The organism is Kitasatospora sp. NPDC059673 (assembly GCF_042734215.1).
In the GTDB taxonomy this organism is placed as follows: domain Bacteria; phylum Actinomycetota; class Actinomycetes; order Streptomycetales; family Streptomycetaceae; genus Kitasatospora.
Map to the genome: position 1 here is coordinate 170,426 of NZ_JBHWEN010000007.1, position 22,693 is coordinate 193,118.

Below are 22,693 nucleotides of genomic sequence, written 5' to 3' on the forward strand. Positions count from 1 at the left end.
TCGGGAGTGCTGTGGAAACGGCGCTCCCGGACGACGACCTATCGCCCGACCGTGACCCCGGAGGGGAGCACCCATGTCGATACTGCGTTCACGGGTACCACCTCCTCGTTCTCTCGCACGGCCTCCGGCAACGTAGCAGTGGTCGGCGTGGTCCGCCAATCAGTTTGGTGCACAAGCCCCGTGGCCCGACCTTGCTCCGTTACGGGGCGCCGAGCAGCTGGGTGCGCAGTGCGGCGGCGCCGGTCTCGGCGAGCCAGTCCGCCAGCGTGCGCAGTCCGGGGTGGATGACCCGCAGGGCCTCGATGTCGGCGTGCCAGCGATGTCCGGCGTCCCACTGCTGACGGGCCACGGCGAACTCCGGGTTCAACGCGGCCGATTCGTCGTGGGTGAGCTGCTCGTAGCGCACCGCGATTCCGGTCGCGGCGGCGATCGTGGCGGCGGCTTCGACCGGCGTGGGGTCGTCACCGGCGAGTTCCAGGGTGCGTCCGGCGAACCGGTCCGGCTGCTCGAAGGCCAGCGCCGCGAACTCGGCGACGTCCTCCAGTGCGATGAGTTGGAGCGGCTGGTGCGGCGTGAAGAGGTGCCGGTGAACGCCGTTGACGATGCCGTCGAGGCCGAGGCCGTTCATCCCGAGGTAGTTCGTCATGAACCGCACCGGGCGCAGTACCGTAACCAGCGGGATCCGCTGGTGCAGGTACTCCTCGATGCGTCGCTTCCCCGGTGCGGCGAACGCGGCACCGGTGGTCGAGGCGACGCCGGTGAACACCACCTGGCGGATCCCCGTGGCGGCCGCCGCGTCGGCCAGGGCCCGGCCGCGGGTGAACTCCAGCTCGTTGTCGCTGCCGGACGGCCCGTAGGCGACCGGCGGCACGGCGAACAGTGCGGTGGCGCCGGCCAGCGCCGGTTCCAGGCCGGCCGGCTCGTCGAAGTCGGCGAGGGCCAGCTCGGCCCCGGCGTCGGCGAGCGCCACGGCGGCGGGTGCGGTGCTGTCCCGTACCAGCGCGCGCACCGGCCGGCCGGCGGCCAGCAGCCGGCGTGCCGTCGCACCGCCCTGCTTCCCGGTGGCGCCGGTCACGACGACGATGCCCTGGGCCGCGCCGGTGTCGGCGTCGGAGCGGACGGATTCGGCGGTCATGTGGTCCTCCTTCTTCGCCCGGGCCTGGTTGCGGATGGGGTGTGCTCGACCCGAGCTATCTGAGACACTCCAACCCGGTTGGCTCCGAGGGCACAAGGGGTTTCGTGACATGACCGCAGTGATCGACGGCGGCGACCGGGCCGACGCCCGCCGCAACCGGGCGAAGGTGCTGTCCGCCGCCGGAGCGGCGTTCGCCGAGCACGGACTCGACGTCCCGCTCGGCGACATCGCACGCCGGGCCGGTGTCGGCACGGGCACCGTGTACCGGCATTTCCCGAGCAAGCAGGCCCTCCTGGAAGCGGTGCACGCCCAGCACCTGAACGACCTGATCGCCTCCGGGGAGCGGCGGATGGCCCGGTCCGCGCCCACCGAGGCGTTCTTCGGGTTCCTTCTGGAGGTCGTCGAGACGTCCCAGCGGCGCGGACCGGTCTGTGACCTGGTGACCGCCGACCCGAGCTGGCCGCGCCCGGTGCTCACGGCGGCCGTGCAGCGGTTCCGCCAGGTCCTGACCGCCCTGCTCCACGCGGCGCAGCGGGCGGGCGGCGTCCGTCCCGGCCTGGGCCCCGAGGACGTGGCCGCGTTCGCCGTCGGGTGCACCGCGATGCTTGCCGCGCGCCGCGACCGTCAGGCCGGCCTCGCGCTCGTCCGGCTCGCCCTGGACGGGCTGCGGCCGTCCACTTCCGTCACGGAACAAGCATCCTTTCGTGACGGCGTCCACCGGACGATCGGCGCCGGCTGCGAGGAGTGCGGGGCCGCGCTCGCACCCCGGCCCACCGGCCGCCCGCTGCGCTACTGCGGAGCCACCTGCCGACAACGGGCCCGCCGCCGACGCCTGGCCGACTGAGACCAGTGCCCCGAACGCCCTGCCTTCACGATCGGGCGGTGCTGAGCGCGTGCGTCCCCACCGCCGGTTGCGGAACCGGTCACGGCGTCAGTGCCGCCGGTGCGACCGGGTGGGGCCACCCGACTTTCGTCACCAGCCGGTCCTGAACTCCCACCGTGACCAAGGACTTGAGGTGCACTCACTGCGGGAATGCCGGACTCGACCAGGGCTTCGTCGAGAACGACGCCCAGCACAGCTCGGGCGACGCCCGCTGGGTCGCGGGTCCGCTGGAGCGCGGCCTGTTCGGCGGAGCAAAGCAGTGGGGCCGGCCCCACTTCCAGATCGACGCCTTCCGCTGCCCGCACTGCGGCCACCTGGAACTCTTCGCCCGCCAACAGCTCGGCTAGGCCTGTCCGCCGCCGTTCGCCCTCCGGCGTGCAGCCGAACGACCTACCGGAACGGCCCCGCACCGATCCCGGCCAGGTCTTCCGCCAGGTCCGCCAAGGTCAGTTCGGGGTTGAGGGCGGCCACCAGGCCGTCCGTCAGCGGCTCGCCGGCGAAGACGGCGCGGACGGCTGCCAGGTCGATCTCGGTTTCCAGGCACTCCTCGGCGTGCGCGTGGTACGCCGCCGGCCGGCGGCCCGTCAGCAGCGCGAACAGGCCGTCCGCGCCGTCGGGATCAGGCACGGGCGGGAAGTCGATCGTGCCGTGCTTCCACGCCGGGTCGGCGGTCTCGCGCCACAGACAGGCTGTCACCACAGGGGTGTCGTTCTCGTCGCTGAACGCCGGTTCGGCGACCTGCGCGGCAAAGGCGGCGGGCACCTCGTCCAGCACACCGGGCCACACCTCGCCGTCGTTGCCGTACGGGCTCATCTCCGCCTCGTGGGCGAACCCGCGCACGTACGCCCCGCCCGGACCGAACACGATCGCGTACTCGTCGCCGCAGCCGTCCCGCATCGAGGCCATCTCCTCACCCGACGCCACGCCCCACCGCGCGTCGTAGCTGAAGCACCGGTCGCCCCATGCGGGCAGCAGGATCGCGTCCAGCGCCGCCAAGGCCCGGCAGTGGTCCCGGAGTTCGGCGATCCCGGGCAGCGCCGCAGCAACGCGTTCAACAGTCATCCCGCCATCCAAGCAGGTCGCGCCCACACCACCGGCCCCAAAACCGCATGCCCGGGACCGCCGCCGCACCCCACAATGTCGCATGCTGATCGATCACTGGCCCGTGCTGGGCCTGCGTCTGAGGACGCCCCGGTTGGAGCTCCGGCTGCCCCGGGACGGGGAGTTGGCCGCGCTGGCCGCGCTCGCGGCGGAGGGTGTCCACGAACCCGGCCGGATGCCCTTCATGGTCCCGTGGACGGACCTGCCGCCCGCCGAGCGGGCCCGCGCGGTGGTGCAGCACCACTGGCGGCGGCTCGGGACGTGGTCGCCGGACGACTGGGCGCTCAACCTCACCGTGTTCGCGGATGGGCAGGTGGTGGGCCTGCAGACCCTCGCCGCGCGGAACTTCGGCGTGCTGCGGCAGGTGAGCACCGGGTCGTGGCTGGGCGCGGCGCACCAGGGGCGGGGCATCGGCACGGAGATGCGCGCGGCCGTCCTGCACCTGGCCTTCGCGGGGCTGGGCGCCGACGAGGCGGTCTCGGCCGCGTTCGCGGACAACGCCGCCTCCTCCGCCGTCTCCCGCAAGCACGGCTACCGGCCGGACGGCGTCGAGCATGTCGTGGTGCGCGGCCGCCGGGTGACGTCCCACCGGTTCCGACTGCCCCGCGCCGACTGGGAGGCCCGCCGCACCACCCCCGTCACGATCGACGGCCTGGCGCCCTGCCTCCCCCTCTTCGGCCTGCCCGACCCTCAGCCCTGAACCCCGCCGTCGCCCCCCGCCCCCCGCTCTTCGCTGCGCCGGACAGGCCTATGCCTCGCCGTCGCCCCCCGTCTCCCGCTCTTCGCTGCGCCGGACAGGCCTACGCCCCGCCGTCGCCCCCGCAGGAGGTGCGGACCTTCAGGGTGGGGAGGAGCTCGACGTGGTACGCGGGGAGGCCGGTCGGGTCGTCGAGGCGGCGGAGCAGGAGTTCGAGGGCGGTGGCGCCGACGGACTTCTTGGGCGGGGCGACGGCGGTGAGCGGGGGTGCGGCGAGGGCGGCGAAGACGTCGTCGTAGGAGATCAGGGCGACGTCCTCGGGGACGCGCAGGCCGCGGATGCGCAGCAGGGGCGGGAGTTGGATGGCGTCCTGGTCGTTGTGGACGAGGACGGCGCGGACGCCGTCGGCGACGGCTTCGGCGATCTGCTCGGCAACCCATTCGGGGTCGGGGACGCCGGTGGGGCTGCCGGGGCGGTGCATGTCGATGACGGGGCGGGTGCGCAGGCCGAGCAGGGGGACGGCTTCGGCGTAGCCGGTGCGGACCTGGTGGGCCGTCCAGGTGTCGGCGCGGGCGGCGAGCAGCACGGTGTCGTGGCCGAGGGCGGCGAGGTGGCGCAGGGCGAGCAGGACGCCGTGGCGGTGGTCGGAGCCGACCGCGTCGAGTTCGGCGGCGGCGCTGCCCGGGTCGGCCTTGCGTTCCACCAGGACGGCGGGGACGGGGAGTTCGGCGAGCCAGTGGTGGTCGCCGGGGTGGTGCGGCGGGTCTCCGGGTTGCCAGTTGGGGGTGAGCAGCAGGCCGTCGACGCCGGAGTCGAGCAGGCGCTCGACCTGGGCGCGGTCGTCGCGGGCCTCGTAGGCGGCGATGCCGAGGACGAGGCGGGCGCCGGCGGTGGTGGCGGCGGCGCGGGCGCCGGCGATCACTTCGTCGAAGTAGGAGCCGACGGTGGGGACGAGCATGCCGATGACCCGGTCGTGGTGGCCGGGGCGGGCGTTCGGGCCGCTGTCGGGGAGGGCGACGGAGCCGTGCGAGCGGGCGAGTTCGCCCGCGTCGGCGAGGGCGGCGACGTCCCGGCGGACGGTGACCGCGGGGATGCCGAGGCGGGCGGCCAGGTCGACCACCCGGACGGTGCCGAGGTCGCGCACGACCTGCAGGATCCGTGCCCGGCGTTCCTCTGCCGTGACGGTCATGGCGTCCCCTCCTGGTTCGGGCCGCGGCCCGGGCGGACCGCGAGGGCGGTTGCCGCGACCGGTACCACGACAACCACTCGATCAATTTTTATCATTCGATCGCCATTCGATCGAAAGGTCTGAATGTATTGACTCGATCACATGCCGCTGGGCTCCGGAACGGCCGGCGCGCCGATCATCCTGGCGGGCTACGGTACCGGTACCGCCCGCTGTGCTGCGGGCTTCACCACCGGCCCGCCCGCCACCACCGCGCGCGTCTCCTGCTGTGCGCGCAGCGGCAGCGGCTGTGGCTGTGGCTGTGGCTGTGGCTGGTGCGACGACGTGACCGTCACCAAGGCCCGAGCAGCCGCCACGAGGAAGGCCGGGCTCAGCGCGGGTCCACCGCGTGAAGCTCACCCCCGTCCCACTCCAACCAGCGGGTGATGCCGATCTCCCGCAGGAACGGATAGTCGTGGCTGGCGACGATCAGCGCGCCCCGGTAGCCCGCGAGGGCCTGGGTGAGCTGGCGGACGCTGGCCAGATCCAGGTTGTTGGTCGGCTCGTCGAGCAGCAGCAGCTGCGGCGGCGGGTCGGCCAGAAGCAGCGCCGCCAGCGTCGCCCGGAAGCGCTCGCCGCCGGAGAGCGTGCCGGCTGGTTGGTCGGCCCGGGCGCCGCGGAACAGGAACCGGGCCAGCCGGGCCCGGACGTCGTTGTCCGTGGCGGCCGGGGCGTGCGCCTTGACGTTCCGGAAGACGGTGGCTTCGTCGTCCAGCACGTCGAGGCGCTGCGGCAGGTACCGCATCGGCACCGGCGTGGTGATCATGCCCTCGGCGGGGGCGAGTTCGCCCGCGACGGTGCGCAACAGCGTGGTCTTGCCGGAGCCGTTGCGGCCGATCAGGGCGACCCGCTCGGGGCCGCGCAGCTCCAGGTCGACCATGCCGCCGTACGCCAGCCGGACCCGTTCGAGCAGCAGCACGCTGCGCCCGGCGGGGACGGCGGTGCGGGGCAGGTCGATGCGGATCTCCGCGTCGTCACGCACCGCCTCCTCGGCGACGGCGAGCCGCTCCTTGGCCTCGTTGAGGCGTTCGGTGTGCATGCCGCGCAGCCGGCCGGCGGTCTCCTCTCCCTTGCCCTGGAGCTTGTCGGCGAGGGCCTTGGGGTCGTTGCGCCGGATCGAGCGCTGCTTGCCGTAGGCCGCGGACTTGGCGAGCCGCTGGGTGGCCTCGACCAGATCCCGCTTCTGCCGCTTCACATCGGCCTCGGCGTTGCGGACCAGGCGCTCGGCGGTCTCCTGCTCGGCCGCGAGGGTCTGCTGGTAGGCGCTGAAGTTGCCGCCGTACCAGGTGACTTCGCCGTCCCGCAGGTCGGCGATCTGGTCGACCCGCTCCAGCAGCTCCCGGTCGTGGCTGACCAGCAGCAGCACGCCCGGGAAGGCGGCCACCGCGTCGTACAGCCGGGCCCGGGCCTGGGCGTCCAGGTTGTTGGTCGGCTCGTCGAGCAGCAGCACGTCGGGACGGCGCAGCAGCAGTGCGGCGAGGTGCAGCAGAACGGCCTGGCCGCCGGAGAGTTCGCCGGTGGTGCGGTCGAGGTGCAGCCCCGTCAGGCCGAGACGGTCGAGGGTGGCGCGGGCGCGCTCCTCGACGTCCCAGTCGTCGCCGATGGTGGTGAAGTGCCGTTCGTCGGCGTCTCCCGACTCGATGGCGTGCAGGGCCTCACGCTTGGCGCGGATGCCGAGCGTCTCGTCCACCCGCTGGTCGGCGGCGACCGTCAGGTCCTGTGGCAGGTAGGCGAGTTCACCGGCGATCCGGACGGTGCCGGAGGCCGGGGTGAGCTCGCCGGCGATCAGCCGCAGCAGGGTGGACTTGCCGGCGCCGTTCAGGCCGACCAGCCCCGTCCGGCCCGGGCCGACCGCGAGATGGAAACCGCTCAGCACGGGACGGCCGTCGGGCCATTCGAAGCCGAGGTCGGTGCAGAGGATCGAGGTGGTGGGTTGCGCCATGGAGGGCCTCCGTCAGTTGCCGTGGAAAGTGGGGACAACACGGGGAGACACCGAGGACGCGGGTACGAGAAGGGCCGTCACGGGATCAAAGAAAGAACCCGCACGGGAGCCATGGATCGCTGCCCTGCCGAGGTCGCACTCGCGCCCGCACGCCGAGAAACCCGGATACAGCACGGGTGTGGCGTGGCGCGGTGTCTCATGACCTCAGACAAGCAACGGCCTTCTCCAGACATGCGGGAATGTGACGCCTCCGAGCGTACGGAACCCCCGCCACCGCGCGCAACGGAATTAGGTCCCCTCCCTTCGTCCGGCAGGAGCGCAGGCCGGCCCGGCCGGGAGCGCTTCGCCCGCCGTCTAAAATCGACTCATCATGACTGCCACTCTCGTCGTCAAGGACCTCGCCGCCGGTCACGGTGAGCGCACGCTGTTCTCCGGGCTCGACCTGGTCGTCGCCCCGGGGGACGTGATCGGGCTGGTCGGGGTGAACGGCGCGGGCAAGTCCACCCTGCTGCGGCTGCTGGCCGGCCTGGACGTGCCGGAGGGCGGCAGCCTGAAGCTGAGCCCGCCGACGGCGAATGTCGGCCACCTGCCGCAGGAGCCGGAGCGGCGGGAGGGCGAGTCGGTGCGTGACTTCCTGGCCCGCCGGACGGGCGTCGCGGCGGCGCAGGCCGCGCTGGACGAGGCGACCGAGGGCCTGGTGGAGGGCCGCCCGGGCGCGGACGACGCGTACGCGGCGAGCCTGGACCGCTGGCTGGACCTGGGCGGCGCGGACCTGGAGGAGCGGGCCGAGGAGGTCGCCGACCAGCTGGGCCTGAAGGTCTCGCTGGACCTGCCGATGACGGCGCTGTCCGGCGGCCAGGCGGCCCGGGCGGGCCTGGCTTCGCTGCTGCTGTCCCGCTACGACGTGTTCCTGCTGGACGAGCCCACCAACGACTTGGACCTGGACGGCCTGGAGCGCCTGGAGTCCTTCGTCAAGGGCCTGCGCGCCGGCACCGTGCTGATCAGCCACGACCGCGAGTTCCTGGCCCGCACCGTCACCCGGGTGCTCGAACTGGACCTGCACCAGCACCAGGTGAACCTGTACGGCGGCGGCTACGAGTCGTACCTGGAGGAGCGGGCGATCTCCCGCCGGCACGCCCGGGAGCAGTACGAGGAGTACGCGGACACCAAGGCCGGCCTGGAGGCGCGCGCGCAGATGCAGCGCAACTGGCTGGAGCACGGGGTGCGCAACGCCCGGCGCAAGGGCGGTGACAACGACAAGAAGGCCCGCGCGCAGCGCGCCGAGTCCACCGAGAAGCAGGCCGCGAAGGCCCGGCAGACCCAGCGGATGATCGAGCGGCTGGACGTGGTGGAGGAGCCCCGCAAGGAGTGGGAGCTGCGGATGGAGATCGCCGCCGCGCCGCGCTCCGGCTCGGTGGTGGCGACGCTCCGTCAGGCATCCGTCAAGCGCGGCGAGTTCGTGTTCGGCCCGGTGGACCTGCAGATCGACTGGGCGGACCGGGTGGCGATCACCGGCGCGAACGGCGCGGGCAAGTCGACGCTGCTGGCGGCGCTGCTGGGCCGGCTGGAGCTGGACTCGGGCAGTGCGGCGCTCGGTTCGGGTGTGCAGATCGGCGAGGTGGAGCAGGCCCGCGGCCACCTGTTCGGCGGCGACACCGGGCGTCCGCTGCTGGAGGCGTTCTCCGCCGCCGTGCCGGACCTGAACCCGGAGGACGTGCGCACCCTGCTGGCCAAGTTCGGCCTGAAGGCGGTGCACGTGCTGCGCCCGGCCGCGACCCTCTCCCCGGGCGAGCGGACCCGGGCGGCGCTGGCGCTGCTGCAGGCCCGCGGGGTGAACCTGCTGGTGCTGGACGAGCCGACGAACCACCTGGACCTGCCCGCGATCGAGCAGTTGGAGTCGGCGCTGGCCTCCTACACCGGCACCCTGCTGCTGGTCACCCACGACCGCCGGATGCTGGACACGGTGAAGGTGAACCGGCGGCTGGTGGTCGCGGACGGCAGGGTCTCCGAGGCCTGACCGGCAAGTACTGGCAAGGCCGGGTCTTCCACCCGGTCGCCGCCATGTGCTGTGCTGTCGCCCATGGTTGACAGTGCATCCACCACCGAAGCGCCGTCCTTCCCGACGGTGCCGCTGCGCCCGATGAGGGTGCCCGTCGAAGAGGCGGCGGACCGCTGCCGGGACTTCCACCAGGTGATGGCGCAGCGCCGCACCGTCCGCGACTACTCGACCCGCCCGCTGCCCGAGGGCGTGCTGGAGTGGGCGATCCGCACGGCGGCGACGGCGCCCAGCGGGGCGCACGTGCAGCCGTGGCGGTTCGTGGTGGTGACCGATCCGGAGCGCAAGCGGCGGCTGCGGGAGGCCGCCGAGGCGGAGGAGCGCGAGTTCTACGGGCACCGGGCGTCCGAGGAGTGGCTGGCGGCGCTGGCCCCGATCGGCACCGACTGGCGCAAGCCGTTCCTGGAGGACGCGCCCGCGGTGATCGTGGTGTTCGAGGTGCACAAGGGCCCCAACTCGCCCCGCCCGTACTACACGAAGGAGAGCGTGGGCATCGCCGTCGGTCTGCTGCTGGCCTCGCTGCACCAGGCGGGCCTGGCCACCCTGACGCACACGCCGAGCCCGATGCGCTTCCTGAACGAGATCTGCGAGCGCCCGCAGGAGGAGCGCGCCGCGTACGTGATCCCGGTCGGCTACCCGGCGGACGACGCCCGGGTGCCGGATCTGGAGCGCAAGCCGCTGGACGAGGTGCTGGTCCGGCTCTGACGGCCCGGGGCAGCGTACGGCCGGGGCGGCGCTCCGGGCGTGCGCGACCCCGCCCCGGCCCAGGCCGTGAAAGAGCCGTGAGGGTACGGAATAGTGCTGGTCGGAGGGGTCGCGGATGACCCATACTCCCGATCATGAGCCATTCCACCGACACACCTGACACCGCCGTACCTGACACCGCCGTACCCGACCGCGCCGCGCCCGCCACCGGCACCTCCGGCACCGCGGTGAGCCCGCTGACCGCGGGCCGCCCGCCCGAGCTGCTGCCGATCGGCGGCGGCGCCCACCTGCGCCGCCGCCGGCCGGCCGACGCCGCCGGGCTGAACGCCGCGGTGATCGCCAACCTCGACCACCTGCGCCCGTACATGCCGTGGGCCGCCACGGCGCCGACGCTGCCGGAGAGCGAGCAGCTCTCGGTGCGCGGCGAGCAGGTCTGGGACGAGGGCACCGACTTCATGTACCTGCTCGGCCTGGACGCGGACCCGGCCGTGGTGATCGGCGGTTTCGGCCTGCACGGCCGGATCGGCCCGGGCGCGCTGGAGATCGGCTACTGGGTGCACCGCGAGCACACCGGCCGCGGCCTGGCCACCGCCGCCGCCCGCGCGCTCACCGAGGCCGCGCTGGCCCTGCCGGGCATCACCCGGGCGGAGATCCACTGCGACGAGTCGAACGCCGCGAGCGCCGCCGTGCCGCGCAAGCTCGGCTACACGCTGGACCGGATCGACTCGGTGACGCCGACCGCCCCGGCGGAGACCGGCCGCAAGATGATCTGGGTGACGGGCTCCTGACACCCACGCGGCAGTACTGACGGGGACGGACGGCGGCCGTCCCCGTTCGTGTTTTCCGGCCGCCGAAGGACGTTCCCCGGCAGCCGTGCCTCAGCGGCCCGCGAGCCGTTCGATCAGCACCTGCCAGCCGTCGGCGAGCGCGGTGCCGAGGTCGCCGGGGCAGCGCTCGGCGCGCTGCGCGGCGTCGGCCCGGTCCATCGCCAGGAAGAGCAGCGGCGGGCCTTCGAGGGCGCTGGTCAGCTGGAAGGCGAGAGTGTCCAGGTCGGACAGGCCGAGCGACGCCTGCCCGAGCAGCATCCGGATGTGCGGCTGGGTGAACACCGGCCCGCCGGCCGGGACGGTGCCCTTGCGTTCGATCGCGGCGCGCGCGATGTCGTGCCGCGCCAGCAGGAACCTGGTCCGCTCGCGGCCGTAGGCGATCAGCCGGTCGATCGGGTCGGCGCCCGGGCCGAGCGGCGGCGCGCCGGAGAGCACCTCGTTCTGGAAGCACTGTTCCTCGGCGTCCAGCAGGGCGCGGAAGATGCCCGCCCGGGTGCCGAAGCGGCGGAAGACCGTGCCTTTGCCCAGGCCGGCGCGTTCGGCGAGCCCGTCCATGGTGACTTTCTCGGCGCCGAGCTCGGCGATCATCGCGCGGGCCGTGCACAGCAGGGCCTCGCGGTTGCGGGCCGCGTCCGCTCGCTCGACCGGGGGCTTGCCGAAGGGGACGTCCATGGCAGCCAATTTACCTTCCGAGAGAAACGGGGTAAAGTCCGGTTCGTCGAAGCGGGGTAAAGTCCGCTTCGGCGGGTGCGGCATCCCCGGCCGCATCGCCCCGCCCCGCCCGTCCACGTCCGCCATCCCCGGCGGGCCGGATTCCGAGGAGAACTGTCATGCACCTGTTCCGCCTGGACGCCAGCATCCTGCCCGCCACCTCGACCAGCTCCGAGCTGGCCGACACCGCCCACGCCGAGTGGGACGTCGCCCACCCGGAGGGCACCGTCACCCGCCGCCACCTGGGCACCGACCCGCTGCCCGGCGACGTCTGGACCCACGCCACCCTCGCGAGCTTCACCCCCGAGGACCAGCGCACCGAGGAGCAGCGCGCCGCCGCCGCGCTCGGCGCCGAGCTCGCCGAGGAGCTGCGCGCCGCGGACGCCGCGATCATCGCCGTCCCGCTGTACAACTGGGGCGTCTCGCAGCACTTCAAGACCTGGGTCGACGTGGTGATCGCCGGCGCCGGCCCGACCGCCCAGCTGCTCAAGGACAAGCCGGTCCTGCTGGTCACCTCGGCGGGCGGCGGCTTCGCCCCCGGCACCCCGCGCGAGGGCTGGGACCACTCCACCCCGTACCTGGAGCGCGTCCTGCGCGACGTCTGGGGCGCCGACCTGACGGTGGTCCGCCGCGAGCTGACCCTCGCCGCCGTCAACCCGGCGATGGAGAGCCTGCGCGACCTGGCCGCCGAGTACCACACCCACGCGCTGGACGCCGCCCGCGATGCCGGCAAGAAGCTGGTCCGCACCTGACGCGCCACCACCAACGACCGGGCGCCGGAAGGGAATTGACCCTTCCGGCGCCCTCCGCGTTCCGCGCCCGCCGGCCCCGACGTCCGCGCGGCGGCCCGGGGTCGACAGGCGCACGGGAATGACGCGCACTCGGGACAAATCGATCACCAATCACCTTTCCCCCACTATTCCATCATCCCGGATGATCAAGACATAGGCCGTGCTCGCCATATTCCGGAACCATTCGAGCAATAGTCGAGGTAAACCGGCCAGGGGTGGCCGATTTGCACTCAAAGATTTCGCTTGACATGAGCACGCAGCAAAATCATGCTTATCCGCGGGCCGTGATCAACAGATCCGGCCCGCGCCTCGGCGTCCGCCGGGTCGTTCGTTTCCAGCCGAAAGGACAGGCATGAACAACTTCCTGCGTCGCAGGGCCGGCATCATCGGCGCCGCACTTCTCGCCGCCACCGCCATGACCGCCATACCCGCCCAGGCCGAGGGGAGCTGGAGCTCCTACATCACGAGCTGGAACTCCGGCAACGAATCGCGCCGCTGGACCGACAACCACACCGACGGCGACGCCACCACGGTCAGCTTCTCCGGCTGCAACATCCACTCCGGTTCCAACGCCATCCAGCTGGAGCTGGACCGCGACATCTCGTACTGGCCGGACGCCACCTACGGCACCCGCAACAACTACTGCGACACCAGCAGCTGGGGCACGATGACCGACAAGGGCAACTTCTACTTCATCGACTACCACGACGGCCCGATCGACGTGAGCAGCGTCTACACGGCATACTGACGTCAATTGCCCGGTCGGCGCCGGAATTCCCCGGCGCCGACCGGGCGAATACATCCGCTCTGAAAACGGAATGCCATGCCGATCAAGATTTCGAACTGCTCGTTCAGTTATCGCCGCGGGATGCCGGTCATCGAGCAGTTGAGCATCTCCTTCGAACCCGGGGCAACCGTGCTGCTCGGGCCCAACGGCGCCGGAAAATCGACGCTGATGGGAATTGCCGCCACGGCGCTGAAACCGAAGGCCGGCGAAATCAGCCTGGGAGACGTCACCGTCAACGGCCGGTCGGCCGTCCGGGCGTACCGGCGCAAGGTCGGCTGGCTCCCGCAGCAGGTCCGCCCGGTGGCCGGGCTCAAGGTCCGCGAGCAGGTCGCGTACGGCGGCTGGCTCAAGGGCATGGACCGCGGCTCGGCCTGGGACGCCTCGGCCGCCGCCCTCGCGAAGGTCCGGCTGACCCAGCTCGCCGACCGCCGCAGCACCGAACTCTCCGGCGGGCAGCTCCGCCGCCTCGGCATCGCGCAGGCGCTGGTGCACGACGCGGAGGTGGTGCTGCTCGACGAGCCCACCGCCGGTCTCGACCCGGCGCAGCGCTCGGCCTTCCGCAAGCTGCTCGCCGAACTCCAGGACACCGTGAGCTTCATCGTGTCGACCCATCAGACCGAGGACCTGGCCGCGAGTTACCGCAGCGTGGTCGTCCTCGACCAGGGGCAGGTCAGGTACCAGGGCTCCATCGCGGAGTTCCTCGGCCGGGTGCCGGCCGCGGTGTCCGAGGAGCGCCGGGCCGAGGCCGCGTACTCCGAACTCGTCGTCGAGGAGGCGTGATGCGCTGGTCCACCCTGCTGCGTACCTCGATCGCGCTGCGGGTCGCCCCGGCGCTGCTGATCTGGGTGGTGGCGTACGTCGGCAACGTCAACGCCTGGGTGGTGCAGGGCTATTGGGAGTCCGTCACGGCCCAGAGCTCGTTCCTGCTGGGCTTCACCGCCCCGGCCTGCGCCGCGTGCGCCGCCTGGGAGGGCACCCGGGTGCGGGCCTCCCGGGTGCTGGACGGGGCACCCGTCAGGTCGGCGGCGGCGATCGCGGCCTGGCGGATGCTGCCCGTCCTCGCGATGGGCCTGATCGCCGTGCTGCTGCCGCTCGCGCTGCTGGCGCCGGAGGCCGCCGGGTCGCCGGGCGGGCCGACGCTGTCGATCCTGGGCTCCGAACTGCTCGTGGTGGCGGCCCACACCGCCCTCGGGTACGCCGCCGGCCACTCGCTGCCGACTCTGCTGGCGGTGCCGCTGGTCACCGTGACGAGCTTCGTGTGGATGGCGTACCCGGCCTCGCTGAACACGCTCTGGGTCCGGCAATTGAACGGTCACAACTTCTCCGAGTGCTGCGCGCTCGACCAGCAGGTGTCGTACCGGGCTCTCGCCGCGGCCGGCCTGGTCGCCCTCGGCGTGATCGCGGGCGCCCTGCTGTGGCTCGCCGGGACGGCCTGGCTGCTGCGGACGGCCTCGGCGCTCGCCGTCGCGGCCGCGCTGACCGCCGGATCGCTGGTCGCGATGCCGCTCGGGTACCAGGCGTCGGTGGCCCGGGACGAGAGCCTGCTGCGGTGCGACTCCGGACGTCCGCAGCTGTGCCTGTGGCCGGAGCAGCGCGAGGCCGGGGCCGACATCCGGGCCTGGGCGGACCAGGCGCACGCGCAACTCGCCGCCGCGGGCGTGCAGGGCTCCGGCCGGCTGACCCTGCTCTCCGCGCGCCCCTCGCGGGGCGAGGTGGTCAACGCGGTCGCCCGCTCCGCCGTCACCCACACCGTGCCGGACTGCGCCCGCGGCGGCGCCTGGCCGGGCTCCCGCGCCGTCGGGCCGGTCAACGCCTGGCTGACGGTCAGCGCGGGCGGCGCGCTCAAGGACCTGAAGGGCAAGCTCCGCCCGGACGACGCCCAGTTGGTCAGCCGGGTCGTCGCGGCCCCGGCCGAGGCCCAACTCGCCTGGTTCCAGCGCAATGCGGAGACCCTGACGTCCTGCGACCGGACTCCGGACCTGGACCCGGGCCACTACCTCGCCGACGCGCCGGGACGGGGGTAGCCGTGCTCTGGTGGTTGCGCGTACGGGCGCTCCCGGCGGTGCTGGCCGGCACCGTGCTGGCGGTGCTGCTGGGCTCGCAGGCCCGGTCGATCGTGGTGCCGGTCCCGATCGTGGTGGGCGGGATCTCCTTCCCCCTGCCGATGGCCTTCCTGCTGCCGCTGATCCCGGTCTGCCTGTTCCTGTACGGCTACGGGCGGGCCGACGCGGCCGTCGAACGGACGGCGGTGCGCCGCGTCCCGCTGCTGGACGTGGCCGCGGTGCTCGGGGCGACGGCGGTGGCGGGCGCCGCCGGGTTCCACTCGGCGACCGGGGTGATGGTGGCCCGGGACTTCGCCGGCTACCTGGGGCTGGCGCTGATCGTCCGCTGGTGCGCGGGGGTGCTGACGGCGGGCCTGGTGATCTCCGTGTTCCCGTTCGTCTGCGCCTCGTTGGGGATCCGGGCCGGCGTCCCGCGGGTCTGGGCGTGGCCGTTCCTGCCCGCCGGTTCGGTGCCCGCCGCGCTGGAGGTGCTGGTGCTGCTGCTGGTGGGTCTCCTGCTGCTGTGGCACGGCCCGCTGGAGTGGTCGCGGCGGGCGGATCTCGCCACGAGCTGAACCGTCGGAGCGACCGGGAGGCCACCACCGAGTGACCTCCCGGTGCGGCGAATTGACGTCAGTCCACTGGAGGGTGACGTTCCGTCCGATTTGTTGACCGCCCGGGTCCGGTTCCGCCCACTCGGGACTACGATCGATCGATGACGGACACCACACCCAGAGCAGACGACAGAGCCGCGGTCGCGGCCAGGTTCCCGGCCCTCCACGCGCCGCAGCGCTGGGAGTGGGGCGGCATCGACGCGCAGTTCACCACGGAGCTGCCGCCGGACGAACTGGTCACCAACATCCACCTGGTGGGTTTCAGCGAGGGCCGCGTGGTCCTCTGCCGCGACGTACGCGGCCACTGGTTCCTGCCCGGCGGCACCCGCGAGGCCGCCGAGAGCATCGAATCCTGCCTGGCCCGCGAACTGCGCGAGGAGGCCGGCGCCCGCCTCACCGGCCCCCCGACCTGGATCGGCCACCACCTCGCCGTCTCCGAGGGCCCCACCCCCTACCGCCCCTGGCAGCCCCACCCCGTCAAGGCCTGGCTCTGGGGCTGGGCCGAAGTCCTCGTCGACTCCGCCCCCACCAACCCCGCCGACGGCGAACAGGTCCTCGAAGTCCGCCTCACCACCCCCGAAGAGGCCCAACACCTCCTCACCCACCACCGCGACCCCTGGTGGCCCGAACTGGTCGCCCTGGCAACGGAATCCCGCGCCACGAGCTGACCCACCGAGCGGGCCGCCACGGCACTGAGCGGAAGTGACGGACCGTCAGAACTGGCCTCGGCCACGGCGCCGGCCGGCCCGGGTGGGACCGGCCGACGGTCGGTGGCCTACTTGCCCAGGCCCGCGCGGCGGAGGGCGTCGGCCATGGCGGAGTTGGCGGGCGGGGGCGGGGTGCGGTCGGACTGGCGGCGGTCCTGGCGCGGTGGGCGGGAGTCGCGGCGGTTGCCGGTCTCGCGGGGGCCGGCGGCAGGCCGGGTCTCCTCGTCGAGGCGCAGCGTGAGGCCGATGCGCTTGCGCTGGACGTCCACGGCGGTGACCTTGGCGCGGACGATGTCGCCGGGCTTGACCACCTCGCGCGGGTCCTTGACGAAGTTCCTGGAGAGCGCGGAGACGTGCACCAGGCCGTCCTGGTGGACGCCGATGTCGACGAAGGCGCCGAACGCGGCGACGTTGGTGACCACGCCTTCCAGGATCATGCCGATCTCCAGGTCGGAGATCTTCTCCACGCCGTCCTTGAAGCTGGCGGTCTGGAACGCGGGCCGCGGGTCGCGGCCGGGCTTGTCGAGTTCGCCGAGGATGTCGGTGACGGTCGGCACGCCGAAGGTGTCGTCGGCGAAGTCGCCGGGCCGCAGCGCGCGCAGCACCGCTCCGTTGCCGATCAGCGAGCTGAGCTCGCCGCCCGTCGCGGCGAGGATGCGGCGGACCACGGGGTAGGCCTCGGGGTGCACCGCGGAGGCGTCCAGCGGGTCGTCGCCGTCGGCGATGCGCAGGAAGCCCGCGCACTGTTCGAACGCCTTGGGGCCGAGCCGGGAGACGTCCTTGAGCGCCCGCCGGGTCCGGAACGGCCCGTTCGCGTCGCGGTGGGCGACGATGTTGTCGGCCAGCGTGCCGGTGATGCCGGAGACCCGGGTGAGCAGCGGCGCGGAGGCGGTGTTGACGTCCACGCCGACGGCGTTGACGCAGTCCTCGACGACGGCGTCCAGCGAGCGGGAGAGCTTGAGTTCGCTCAGGTCGTGCTGGTACTGGCCGACGCCGATCGACTTGGGGTCGATCTTGACGAGTTCGGCCAGCGGGTCCTGCAGGCGGCGGGCGATGGAGACGGCGCCGCGGATGGAGACGTCGAGGCCGGGCAGTTCCTGGGCGGCGAACGCGGAGGCGGAGTACACGGAGGCGCCGGCCTCGCTGACCATCACCTTGGTGAGCCCGAGCTCGGGGTGACGCTTGATCAGGTCGGCGGCGAGGCGGTCGGTCTCCCGGGAGGCGGTGCCGTTGCCGATCGCCACCAGGTCCACCTTGTGCTCGGCGGCCAGCCGGGCCAGCACACCGAGCGCCGCGTCCCACTTGTTGGCGGGCTGGTGCGGGTAGATCGTCTCGTGCGCGACGACCTTGCCGGTGGCGTCCACGACGGCGACCTTGACGCCGGTGCGGAAGCCCGGGTCGAGGCCCATGGTGGCACGGGTGCCGGCGGGGGCGGCGAGCAGCAGGTCGCGCAGGTTGGCGGCGAAGACCCGCACCGCCTCGTCCTCGGCCTCGGCCCGCAGCCGGGTGCGCTGGTCGATGCCGAGGCGGACCAGGATGCGGGTGCGCCAGGCCCAGCGGACGGTGTCGGTGAGCCACTTGTCGGCGGGCCGGCCGCGGTCGGCGATGCCGAACCGGGCGGCGATCCGCTGCTCGTAGTCGCTCGCGCCGGGCAGGTCGGCCTCTTCCGCGCCGTCGTACGGGGAGAGTTCGAGGTCGAGGACCTCTTCCTTCTCGCCGCGCAGCATGGCCAGGATCCGGTGCGAGGGCAGCTTGGTGTACGGCTCGGCGAAGTCGAAGTAGTCGGCGAACTTGGCGCCGTCCTGCTCCTTGCCGTCGCGGACCTTGGCGACCAGCCGGCCGCGGGTCCACATCCGGGTGCGCAGCGAGCCGACCAGGTCGGCGTCCTCGCCGAAGCGTTCGACCAGGATCGCGCGGGCGCCCTCCAGCGCGGCGGCGGCGTCGGCGACCTGCTCGTTCGCGTAGCCGGCCGCGAGGAGGGCCGGGTCCTGCGTCGGGTCGGCGAGCAGCGTGTCGGCCAGCGGTTCGAGGCCGGCCTCGCGGGCGATCTGCGCCTTGGTGCGCCGCTTGGGCTTGTACGGGAGGTAGATGTCCTCCAGGCGGGCCTTGGAGTCGGCGGCGAGGATCTGGGCGCGCAGTTTGTCGTCCAGCTTGCCCTGGGAGTCGATGGACTCCAGGACGGCGGTGCGGCGCTCCTCCAGTTCGCGCAGGTAGCGCAGCCGCTCCTCCAGGGTGCGCAGCTGCGTGTCGTCGAGGGCGCCGGTGGCTTCCTTGCGGTAGCGCGCGATGAAGGGGACGGTCGCTCCGCCGTCGAGCAGGCCGACGGCGGCCTGCACCTGGTTCTCGCGGACGCCCAGTTCCTCGGCGATCTTGCGTTCGACGGGCATGGTCACGATGCCGGTCACCCTTTCTGGTGGTTTCGCTTCTCGCCCGTGCATTCTGGCAGGTCCGGCGGACGTTTATCGGGCGTCCGGGTGGCCGCACGGGGCGTGCCGCGTTCCGGGGACGTCCGCGGACACGCACCGGCGCCGATCAAGCCGCGCCTGATTTGTCTGATATGTCGGAGTTCGCACGGAGGCCCGACCCCGTCGTACGACCGCACTGGAGGACACGGTGGCGCAGGTTCCCACCCGGCCGATCCGCTGGACCCGCCCCACGACCTGGCCCCGCGAGGTCGTCGCGCTGGCCGGGTACTGGATCGCCAGCCGGATGCTGATGCTCGGTCTGGCCCGCTCGGGCAAGACCGAGCCCCCCGTCGAGGTGGAGGGGCTGTACCAGGGCTGGTCCGAGGTGCTGCGCACCGGCAGCTTCCCGGTGAACGACGTCACCTGGCAGTACCCGCCGGGCGCGGCGCTGCCGATGCTCGCACCCGACCTGCTGCCGTTCCTGACGTACCTTCAGGCGTTCTGGCTGCTGATGCTGCTCACCGACGCGCTGGCCCAGTGCGCGCTGCTGCGGGTCTCGCTGGGCCGGCCCGGCCGCTCCACCTCCGGCGCCTGGCTGTGGGCGCTGACGCTGCCGCTGCTGCTCGGCCTGCCGTACGGCCGCTACGACCTGGCGGTCACCGCGCTGGCGATGGTCGCGCTGCTGCTGTTGCCCGCCCGGCCCCGGCTGGCGGGGGCGCTGGCCGGGATCGGCGCGCTGGTCAAGGTGTGGCCGGCGCTGACGGTGCTCGGCACCCCGCGCGGCCGCACCACCCGGCAGGCCTGGACGGCGATGGCGGCCGCCGCGCTCGCCCTGCTGCTGGTGCTGGCCGCGCTGTTCGACCACGCCCTGGACTTCCTGCACGCGCAGCGCGCCCGCGGCGTCGAGATCGAGTCGCTGGGCGGCACGGGCTTCCAGGTGGCCCGGATGTTCGGCTGGCCGGGCCGGGTCGAGCTCCACTACGGCTCGATGGAGTTCATGGGCCCGTACGTGAACCTGGCGTCCCGGGTGTCCCTGCTGCTGACCGTCGCCGCGTTCGGCTGGCTGCTGCTGTGGCGGCTGCGCGCCCGCCACTGGACGGCCGCCACCCCGTACGACGCGGCGCTCAGCGCGGTGCTGCTGTTCACCCTGACCAGCCGGGTGATCTCCCCGCAGTACCTGATCTGGCTGATCGGGCTGGCCGCCGTCTGCCTGTCCGTCGAGGGCACCTGCCAGCGGCCGGTGGCGCTGCTGCTGATCCCGGTGGTCGGTCTGACCACCGTCGACTACCCGCTGTTCTTCGACGCGGCGGTGATCGGCGGCTGGCGGCCCACCGTGGTGATCGTGGCCCGCAACGGGATGCTGCTGGCGGCGGGCCTCTGGTCGGCCGGACGGCTGTGGCGGGCCACCGTCCCGTCCCGGGTCCGCCGCCGCACTGCGGACGCGCCCGCCGGGCCCCGGCCGGACGCCGATCCGGTCAGCACCTCCTGAGCCCACCCGCCCCGGCCGTACACTCGCGGCCATGGCCGACACCGAATTGGACCGGCTCGCCGCCGGCAGCTACCTGCTGATCACCAGTTACCGCAAGGACGGCACTGCCGTGCCGACCCCGGTGTGGATGGTGCGCGACGGCGACACCCTCGGGGTGTGGACCGCCGCCGACTCGTGGAAGGTCAAGCGGATCCGCCGGCGCGCGGACGTCCTGGTCGGGCCGTGCGACCTGCGCGGCAACCCCACCGGCGAGAGCGTGCCGGCCACCGCGACGATCGCCGACCCGGCCACCGCCGAGCGCTACCGGAAGCTGCTCGCCCGCAAGTACCGGCTGCTCTTCTGGCTCACCTGGCTCGGCAGCCGGCTGCGCCGCGGCAGGTCCGGCACCGTCGGGCTCACCATCCGGCTCTCCTGACCCCGCCGCACGCCCCGGGCCGGTCCGGCCGGGCGCCCGGCAAGATCGGCCCGACAGGCCCCGGTCAGTACGGCAGCAGCTCGGGACGCTTGGCGGGCCGCCCGTCGCCGGAGGAGCGGCCGCGCAGCCGCCGACCGATCCAGGGGCCGACGTGGGTGCGCAGCCAGCGGGCGTCCTCGCGCACCTTCTGGCCCCGGGTGCGGGTGTCGGGCTCGGCGAGCGGCGCCCGCCAGTCCTCCTCGGACGGGCGGCCGAGCGCCTCCAGCACCGCCAGCGCGACCCGGCGGTGGCCCTCCGGCGACAGGTGCAGCCGGTCCTCCGCCCACAGCCGGCGGTCGTCGAACGCGGGTGCCGAGAACAGGTCGACCAGCACCATCCGGCCCGGGTACTGCCGCACCGTCCGCTCCGCGAACGCCTTCATCCGCAGGATCGCCGGGAGCAGCCGCGCACTGCCCGCCATCCGCCGGGTCGGGTCGGTCGAGGTGAACAGCACCACGGTGCGGCCCTCGGTGACCAGTTCCGCCGCGCACTGGCCGAGCCGCCGCTCCACCTCGGCGACGTCGCAGCCCGGGCGCAGCACGTCGTTCAGCCCGCCCGCCAGCGTGACCAGGTCGGCGTCGGTCGCCGCCGCCAGGCCCACCTGCTCGTCGCGGATCTGGCCGATCAGCTTCCCGCGCACGGCGAGGTTCGCGTACCGGAAGCCCTCCTGCTCCGCCGCCAGCACCGCGGCCACCCGGTCCGCCCAGCCCCGGAACTCCCCGTCCGGCAGGACGTCGTCGCACATCCCCTCGGTGAACGAGTCCCCCACCGCCACCATCGCCCGGTACTGCCGCACACCGCCTCCTGGGTTCGCTCCTGCGACCTCACCCTACCCAGGCGTCACCGGGGCGGTCCGGGGCCGGGGCACCACGTCCACGGCCTCCGGTCCGTTGACGATCAGCGACGGGACGCGGGCGGGCCGCTGGCCCGGTTCGGCCAGGGCCAGCTCGGGCAGCCGCTCGAACAGGGTGCTCAGTGCCACCTCCGCCTCCAGCCGGGCCAGTGGCGCGCCGACGCAGAAGTGCGGGCCGTGGCCGAACGCCAGGTGGCTCTTGTCCGCCCGGGCCGGGTCGAACTCGTCCGGGCGGTCCGGGTGCACTTGCGGGTCCCGGCCCGCGGCGGCGAATCCGACCATGATCGGGTCGCCCTTGGCGATCAGCACGCCCTCGCCGAGGTCGATGTCCTCCAGCGCGTACCGCAGCGGGACGTACATGATGGGGCCTTCCACCCGCAGCGTCTCCTCGATCACGTCCGTCCAGTCGATCCCGCCCGCCCGCAGCCGGGCCAGTTGCCCGGGGTGGGTGAGCAGTTCCAGCGCGGCGCTGGCGATCAGGTTGACGGCCGTCTCGAAGCCGGCGGCGATCATCGTGAACAGCGTGCCGACCAACTCGTGTTCCGCCAGCGGCTGTTCGCCCGGGCGGTCGGAGAGCAGCAGGTCGCTGGTCAGGTCGGCGCCCGGGTTGGCCCGCTTGTACACTGCCAACTCGCCGAGGCGCTCGTAGAGTTCGGTCTGCACGGCCAGTGCGACGTCCTCGGCCACCGAGGAGTCCAGCACCCGGTCGATCAGCCCGCCCAGCGTCTCGCGCATCGGCTCGGGCACGCCGAACAGGTCGCAGATCACCGTCATCGTCAGCGGCCTCGCCAGCGCCGCCCGCAGGTCGGCGTGCTCGCCCGGCGCGAGTGCGCCGAGCGCCGCCACCAGCCGGTCGGCGGTCTCCTGCACCTGCGGGCGCATCAGCTTCACCCGGCGCGGCAGGAAGCTCGGGGCGATCCGGCCCCGGGCCCGGCGGTGCTCCTCCCCGTACCGGTTGACCAGGCTGTCCTGGAAGGCCACCGACCCCAGCACCCAGCCGTCCGGCACCTCCCCCACGCCCGGCCAGTGCCGGCGGAAGTCCCGCGAGACCCGTGGGTCGGTGGTCAGCGCCTGGATCACGCTGTGCCTGGTCACCGACCAGGCACGGATCCGCCCCGGCAGCTCGACCAGCACCGCCGGACCCTGGGCCCGCAGTTCGGCGGCCTCCGCGTGCGGCGCGGCTGCGGTGGCGTCGAGAAACGGACACCTGGGAACGGAAGGATCGGACACGGCGTGCTCCCCTCATCACCGAACGCCCTTGCGTGCCTC

The 22,693-nt window shown here is 73.2% G+C and carries 22 protein-coding genes; 14 read left to right on the forward strand and 8 right to left on the reverse strand.

From position 1 onward, the window contains the following. Window positions 1-199: 199 nt before the first annotated feature. Window positions 200-1,135, reverse strand: a complete 936-nt coding sequence (locus ACFV18_RS11470) for an NmrA family NAD(P)-binding protein (RefSeq protein WP_380481828.1) — start codon at window positions 1,133-1,135, stop codon at window positions 200-202. Between the two features lie 109 nt (window positions 1,136-1,244). On the opposite strand from ACFV18_RS11470, the gene ACFV18_RS11475 reads away from it, so the two are divergent. Together ACFV18_RS11475 and ACFV18_RS11480 are read left to right on the forward strand one after the other, a co-directional pair. Then, a complete protein-coding gene (locus ACFV18_RS11475; protein WP_380481830.1) occupies window positions 1,245-1,979 on the forward strand; it encodes a TetR/AcrR family transcriptional regulator in 735 nt (244 codons plus the stop codon). A 155-nt stretch (window positions 1,980-2,134) separates the two neighbouring features. Further along, window positions 2,135-2,365 carry a hypothetical protein gene (locus tag ACFV18_RS11480; RefSeq protein WP_380481832.1) on the forward strand — a complete coding sequence of 77 codons (231 nt, stop codon included), beginning with the start codon at window positions 2,135-2,137 and terminating at the stop codon, window positions 2,363-2,365. A 43-nt stretch (window positions 2,366-2,408) separates the two neighbouring features. On the opposite strand, the gene ACFV18_RS11485 is transcribed toward ACFV18_RS11480, so the two are convergent. Beyond that, a complete protein-coding gene (locus ACFV18_RS11485) occupies window positions 2,409-3,080 on the reverse strand; it encodes a hypothetical protein (protein WP_380481834.1) in 672 nt (223 codons plus the stop codon). 82 nt (window positions 3,081-3,162) lie between these two features. Between ACFV18_RS11485 and ACFV18_RS11490 the strand changes: the two genes are divergently transcribed. After that, the gene (locus ACFV18_RS11490; RefSeq protein WP_380481836.1) at window positions 3,163-3,819 is read left to right on the forward strand and encodes a GNAT family N-acetyltransferase; all 657 of its coding nucleotides are present in this window, start codon (window positions 3,163-3,165) and stop codon (window positions 3,817-3,819) included. Between the two features lie 100 nt (window positions 3,820-3,919). Here ACFV18_RS11490 and ACFV18_RS11495 read toward each other — a convergent pair whose 3' ends face one another. Together ACFV18_RS11495 and ACFV18_RS11500 are read right to left on the reverse strand one after the other, a co-directional pair. Beyond that, on the reverse strand, window positions 3,920-5,005 hold the full coding sequence (locus tag ACFV18_RS11495) for a substrate-binding domain-containing protein (RefSeq protein ID WP_380481838.1): 1,086 nt from the start codon (window positions 5,003-5,005) through the stop codon (window positions 3,920-3,922). Between the two features lie 367 nt (window positions 5,006-5,372). Then, window positions 5,373-6,983, reverse strand: coding sequence for an ABC-F family ATP-binding cassette domain-containing protein (locus tag ACFV18_RS11500; protein WP_380481840.1), 1,611 nt, complete (start codon window positions 6,981-6,983; stop codon window positions 5,373-5,375). A gap of 370 nt (window positions 6,984-7,353) precedes the next feature. Here ACFV18_RS11500 and ACFV18_RS11505 point away from each other — a divergent pair, with 370 nt between their 5' ends. From ACFV18_RS11505 to ACFV18_RS11515, 3 genes are all read left to right on the forward strand, one after another. Continuing rightward, window positions 7,354-9,000 (forward strand): ABC-F family ATP-binding cassette domain-containing protein, encoded by a 1,647-nt coding sequence (locus ACFV18_RS11505; RefSeq protein WP_380481842.1) that lies wholly within the window; start codon window positions 7,354-7,356, stop codon window positions 8,998-9,000. A 63-nt stretch (window positions 9,001-9,063) separates the two neighbouring features. Next, window positions 9,064-9,744 carry a nitroreductase family protein gene (locus ACFV18_RS11510; protein ID WP_380481844.1) on the forward strand — a complete coding sequence of 227 codons (681 nt, stop codon included), beginning with the start codon at window positions 9,064-9,066 and terminating at the stop codon, window positions 9,742-9,744. 134 nt (window positions 9,745-9,878) lie between these two features. Continuing rightward, window positions 9,879-10,532 carry a GNAT family N-acetyltransferase gene (locus tag ACFV18_RS11515; RefSeq protein ID WP_380481845.1) on the forward strand — a complete coding sequence of 218 codons (654 nt, stop codon included), beginning with the start codon at window positions 9,879-9,881 and terminating at the stop codon, window positions 10,530-10,532. Between the two features lie 90 nt (window positions 10,533-10,622). On the opposite strand, the gene ACFV18_RS11520 is transcribed toward ACFV18_RS11515, so the two are convergent. Next, window positions 10,623-11,243 (reverse strand): TetR/AcrR family transcriptional regulator, encoded by a 621-nt coding sequence (locus tag ACFV18_RS11520; RefSeq protein ID WP_380481847.1) that lies wholly within the window; start codon window positions 11,241-11,243, stop codon window positions 10,623-10,625. Between the two features lie 158 nt (window positions 11,244-11,401). Here ACFV18_RS11520 and ACFV18_RS11525 point away from each other — a divergent pair, with 158 nt between their 5' ends. The 6 genes from ACFV18_RS11525 to ACFV18_RS11550 all read left to right on the forward strand — a co-directional run bounded on the left by ACFV18_RS11525 (window position 11,402) and on the right by ACFV18_RS11550 (window position 16,184). Continuing rightward, window positions 11,402-12,034 (forward strand): FMN-dependent NADH-azoreductase, encoded by a 633-nt coding sequence (locus tag ACFV18_RS11525; protein WP_380481849.1) that lies wholly within the window; start codon window positions 11,402-11,404, stop codon window positions 12,032-12,034. A 391-nt stretch (window positions 12,035-12,425) separates the two neighbouring features. Further along, a complete protein-coding gene (locus ACFV18_RS11530; RefSeq protein ID WP_380481851.1) occupies window positions 12,426-12,821 on the forward strand; it encodes a hypothetical protein in 396 nt (131 codons plus the stop codon). Window positions 12,822-12,896: 75 nt separating this feature from the next. Next, window positions 12,897-13,640, forward strand: a complete 744-nt coding sequence (locus tag ACFV18_RS11535) for an ATP-binding cassette domain-containing protein (RefSeq protein ID WP_380481853.1) — start codon at window positions 12,897-12,899, stop codon at window positions 13,638-13,640. After that, on the forward strand, window positions 13,640-14,884 hold the full coding sequence (locus ACFV18_RS11540; RefSeq protein WP_380481854.1) for a hypothetical protein: 1,245 nt from the start codon (window positions 13,640-13,642) through the stop codon (window positions 14,882-14,884). Before ACFV18_RS11535 ends, ACFV18_RS11540 begins: the two co-directional genes overlap by 1 nt. Before the next feature lie 2 nt (window positions 14,885-14,886). Then, on the forward strand, window positions 14,887-15,477 hold the full coding sequence (locus tag ACFV18_RS11545; RefSeq protein ID WP_380481855.1) for a hypothetical protein: 591 nt from the start codon (window positions 14,887-14,889) through the stop codon (window positions 15,475-15,477). Window positions 15,478-15,617: 140 nt separating this feature from the next. Continuing rightward, window positions 15,618-16,184: an NUDIX domain-containing protein gene (locus ACFV18_RS11550; protein WP_380481857.1), complete on the forward strand. Its 567-nt coding sequence runs from the start codon at window positions 15,618-15,620 to the stop codon at window positions 16,182-16,184. 107 nt (window positions 16,185-16,291) lie between these two features. Here ACFV18_RS11550 and ACFV18_RS11555 read toward each other — a convergent pair whose 3' ends face one another. Beyond that, window positions 16,292-18,610: a Tex family protein gene (locus tag ACFV18_RS11555; RefSeq protein WP_380481991.1), complete on the reverse strand. Its 2,319-nt coding sequence runs from the start codon at window positions 18,608-18,610 to the stop codon at window positions 16,292-16,294. A gap of 226 nt (window positions 18,611-18,836) precedes the next feature. Between ACFV18_RS11555 and ACFV18_RS11560 the strand changes: the two genes are divergently transcribed. After that, a complete protein-coding gene (locus ACFV18_RS11560; RefSeq protein WP_380481859.1) occupies window positions 18,837-20,117 on the forward strand; it encodes a glycosyltransferase 87 family protein in 1,281 nt (426 codons plus the stop codon). Between the two features lie 31 nt (window positions 20,118-20,148). Continuing rightward, on the forward strand, window positions 20,149-20,532 hold the full coding sequence (locus tag ACFV18_RS11565; protein ID WP_380481861.1) for a PPOX class F420-dependent oxidoreductase: 384 nt from the start codon (window positions 20,149-20,151) through the stop codon (window positions 20,530-20,532). 64 nt (window positions 20,533-20,596) lie between these two features. Here ACFV18_RS11565 and ACFV18_RS11570 read toward each other — a convergent pair whose 3' ends face one another. Both ACFV18_RS11570 and ACFV18_RS11575 read right to left on the reverse strand, forming a co-directional pair. Beyond that, window positions 20,597-21,367 (reverse strand): SGNH/GDSL hydrolase family protein, encoded by a 771-nt coding sequence (locus ACFV18_RS11570; RefSeq protein WP_380481863.1) that lies wholly within the window; start codon window positions 21,365-21,367, stop codon window positions 20,597-20,599. Window positions 21,368-21,400: 33 nt separating this feature from the next. Further along, on the reverse strand, window positions 21,401-22,654 hold the full coding sequence (locus tag ACFV18_RS11575; RefSeq protein ID WP_380481865.1) for a cytochrome P450: 1,254 nt from the start codon (window positions 22,652-22,654) through the stop codon (window positions 21,401-21,403). Window positions 22,655-22,693 lie beyond the last annotated feature (39 nt).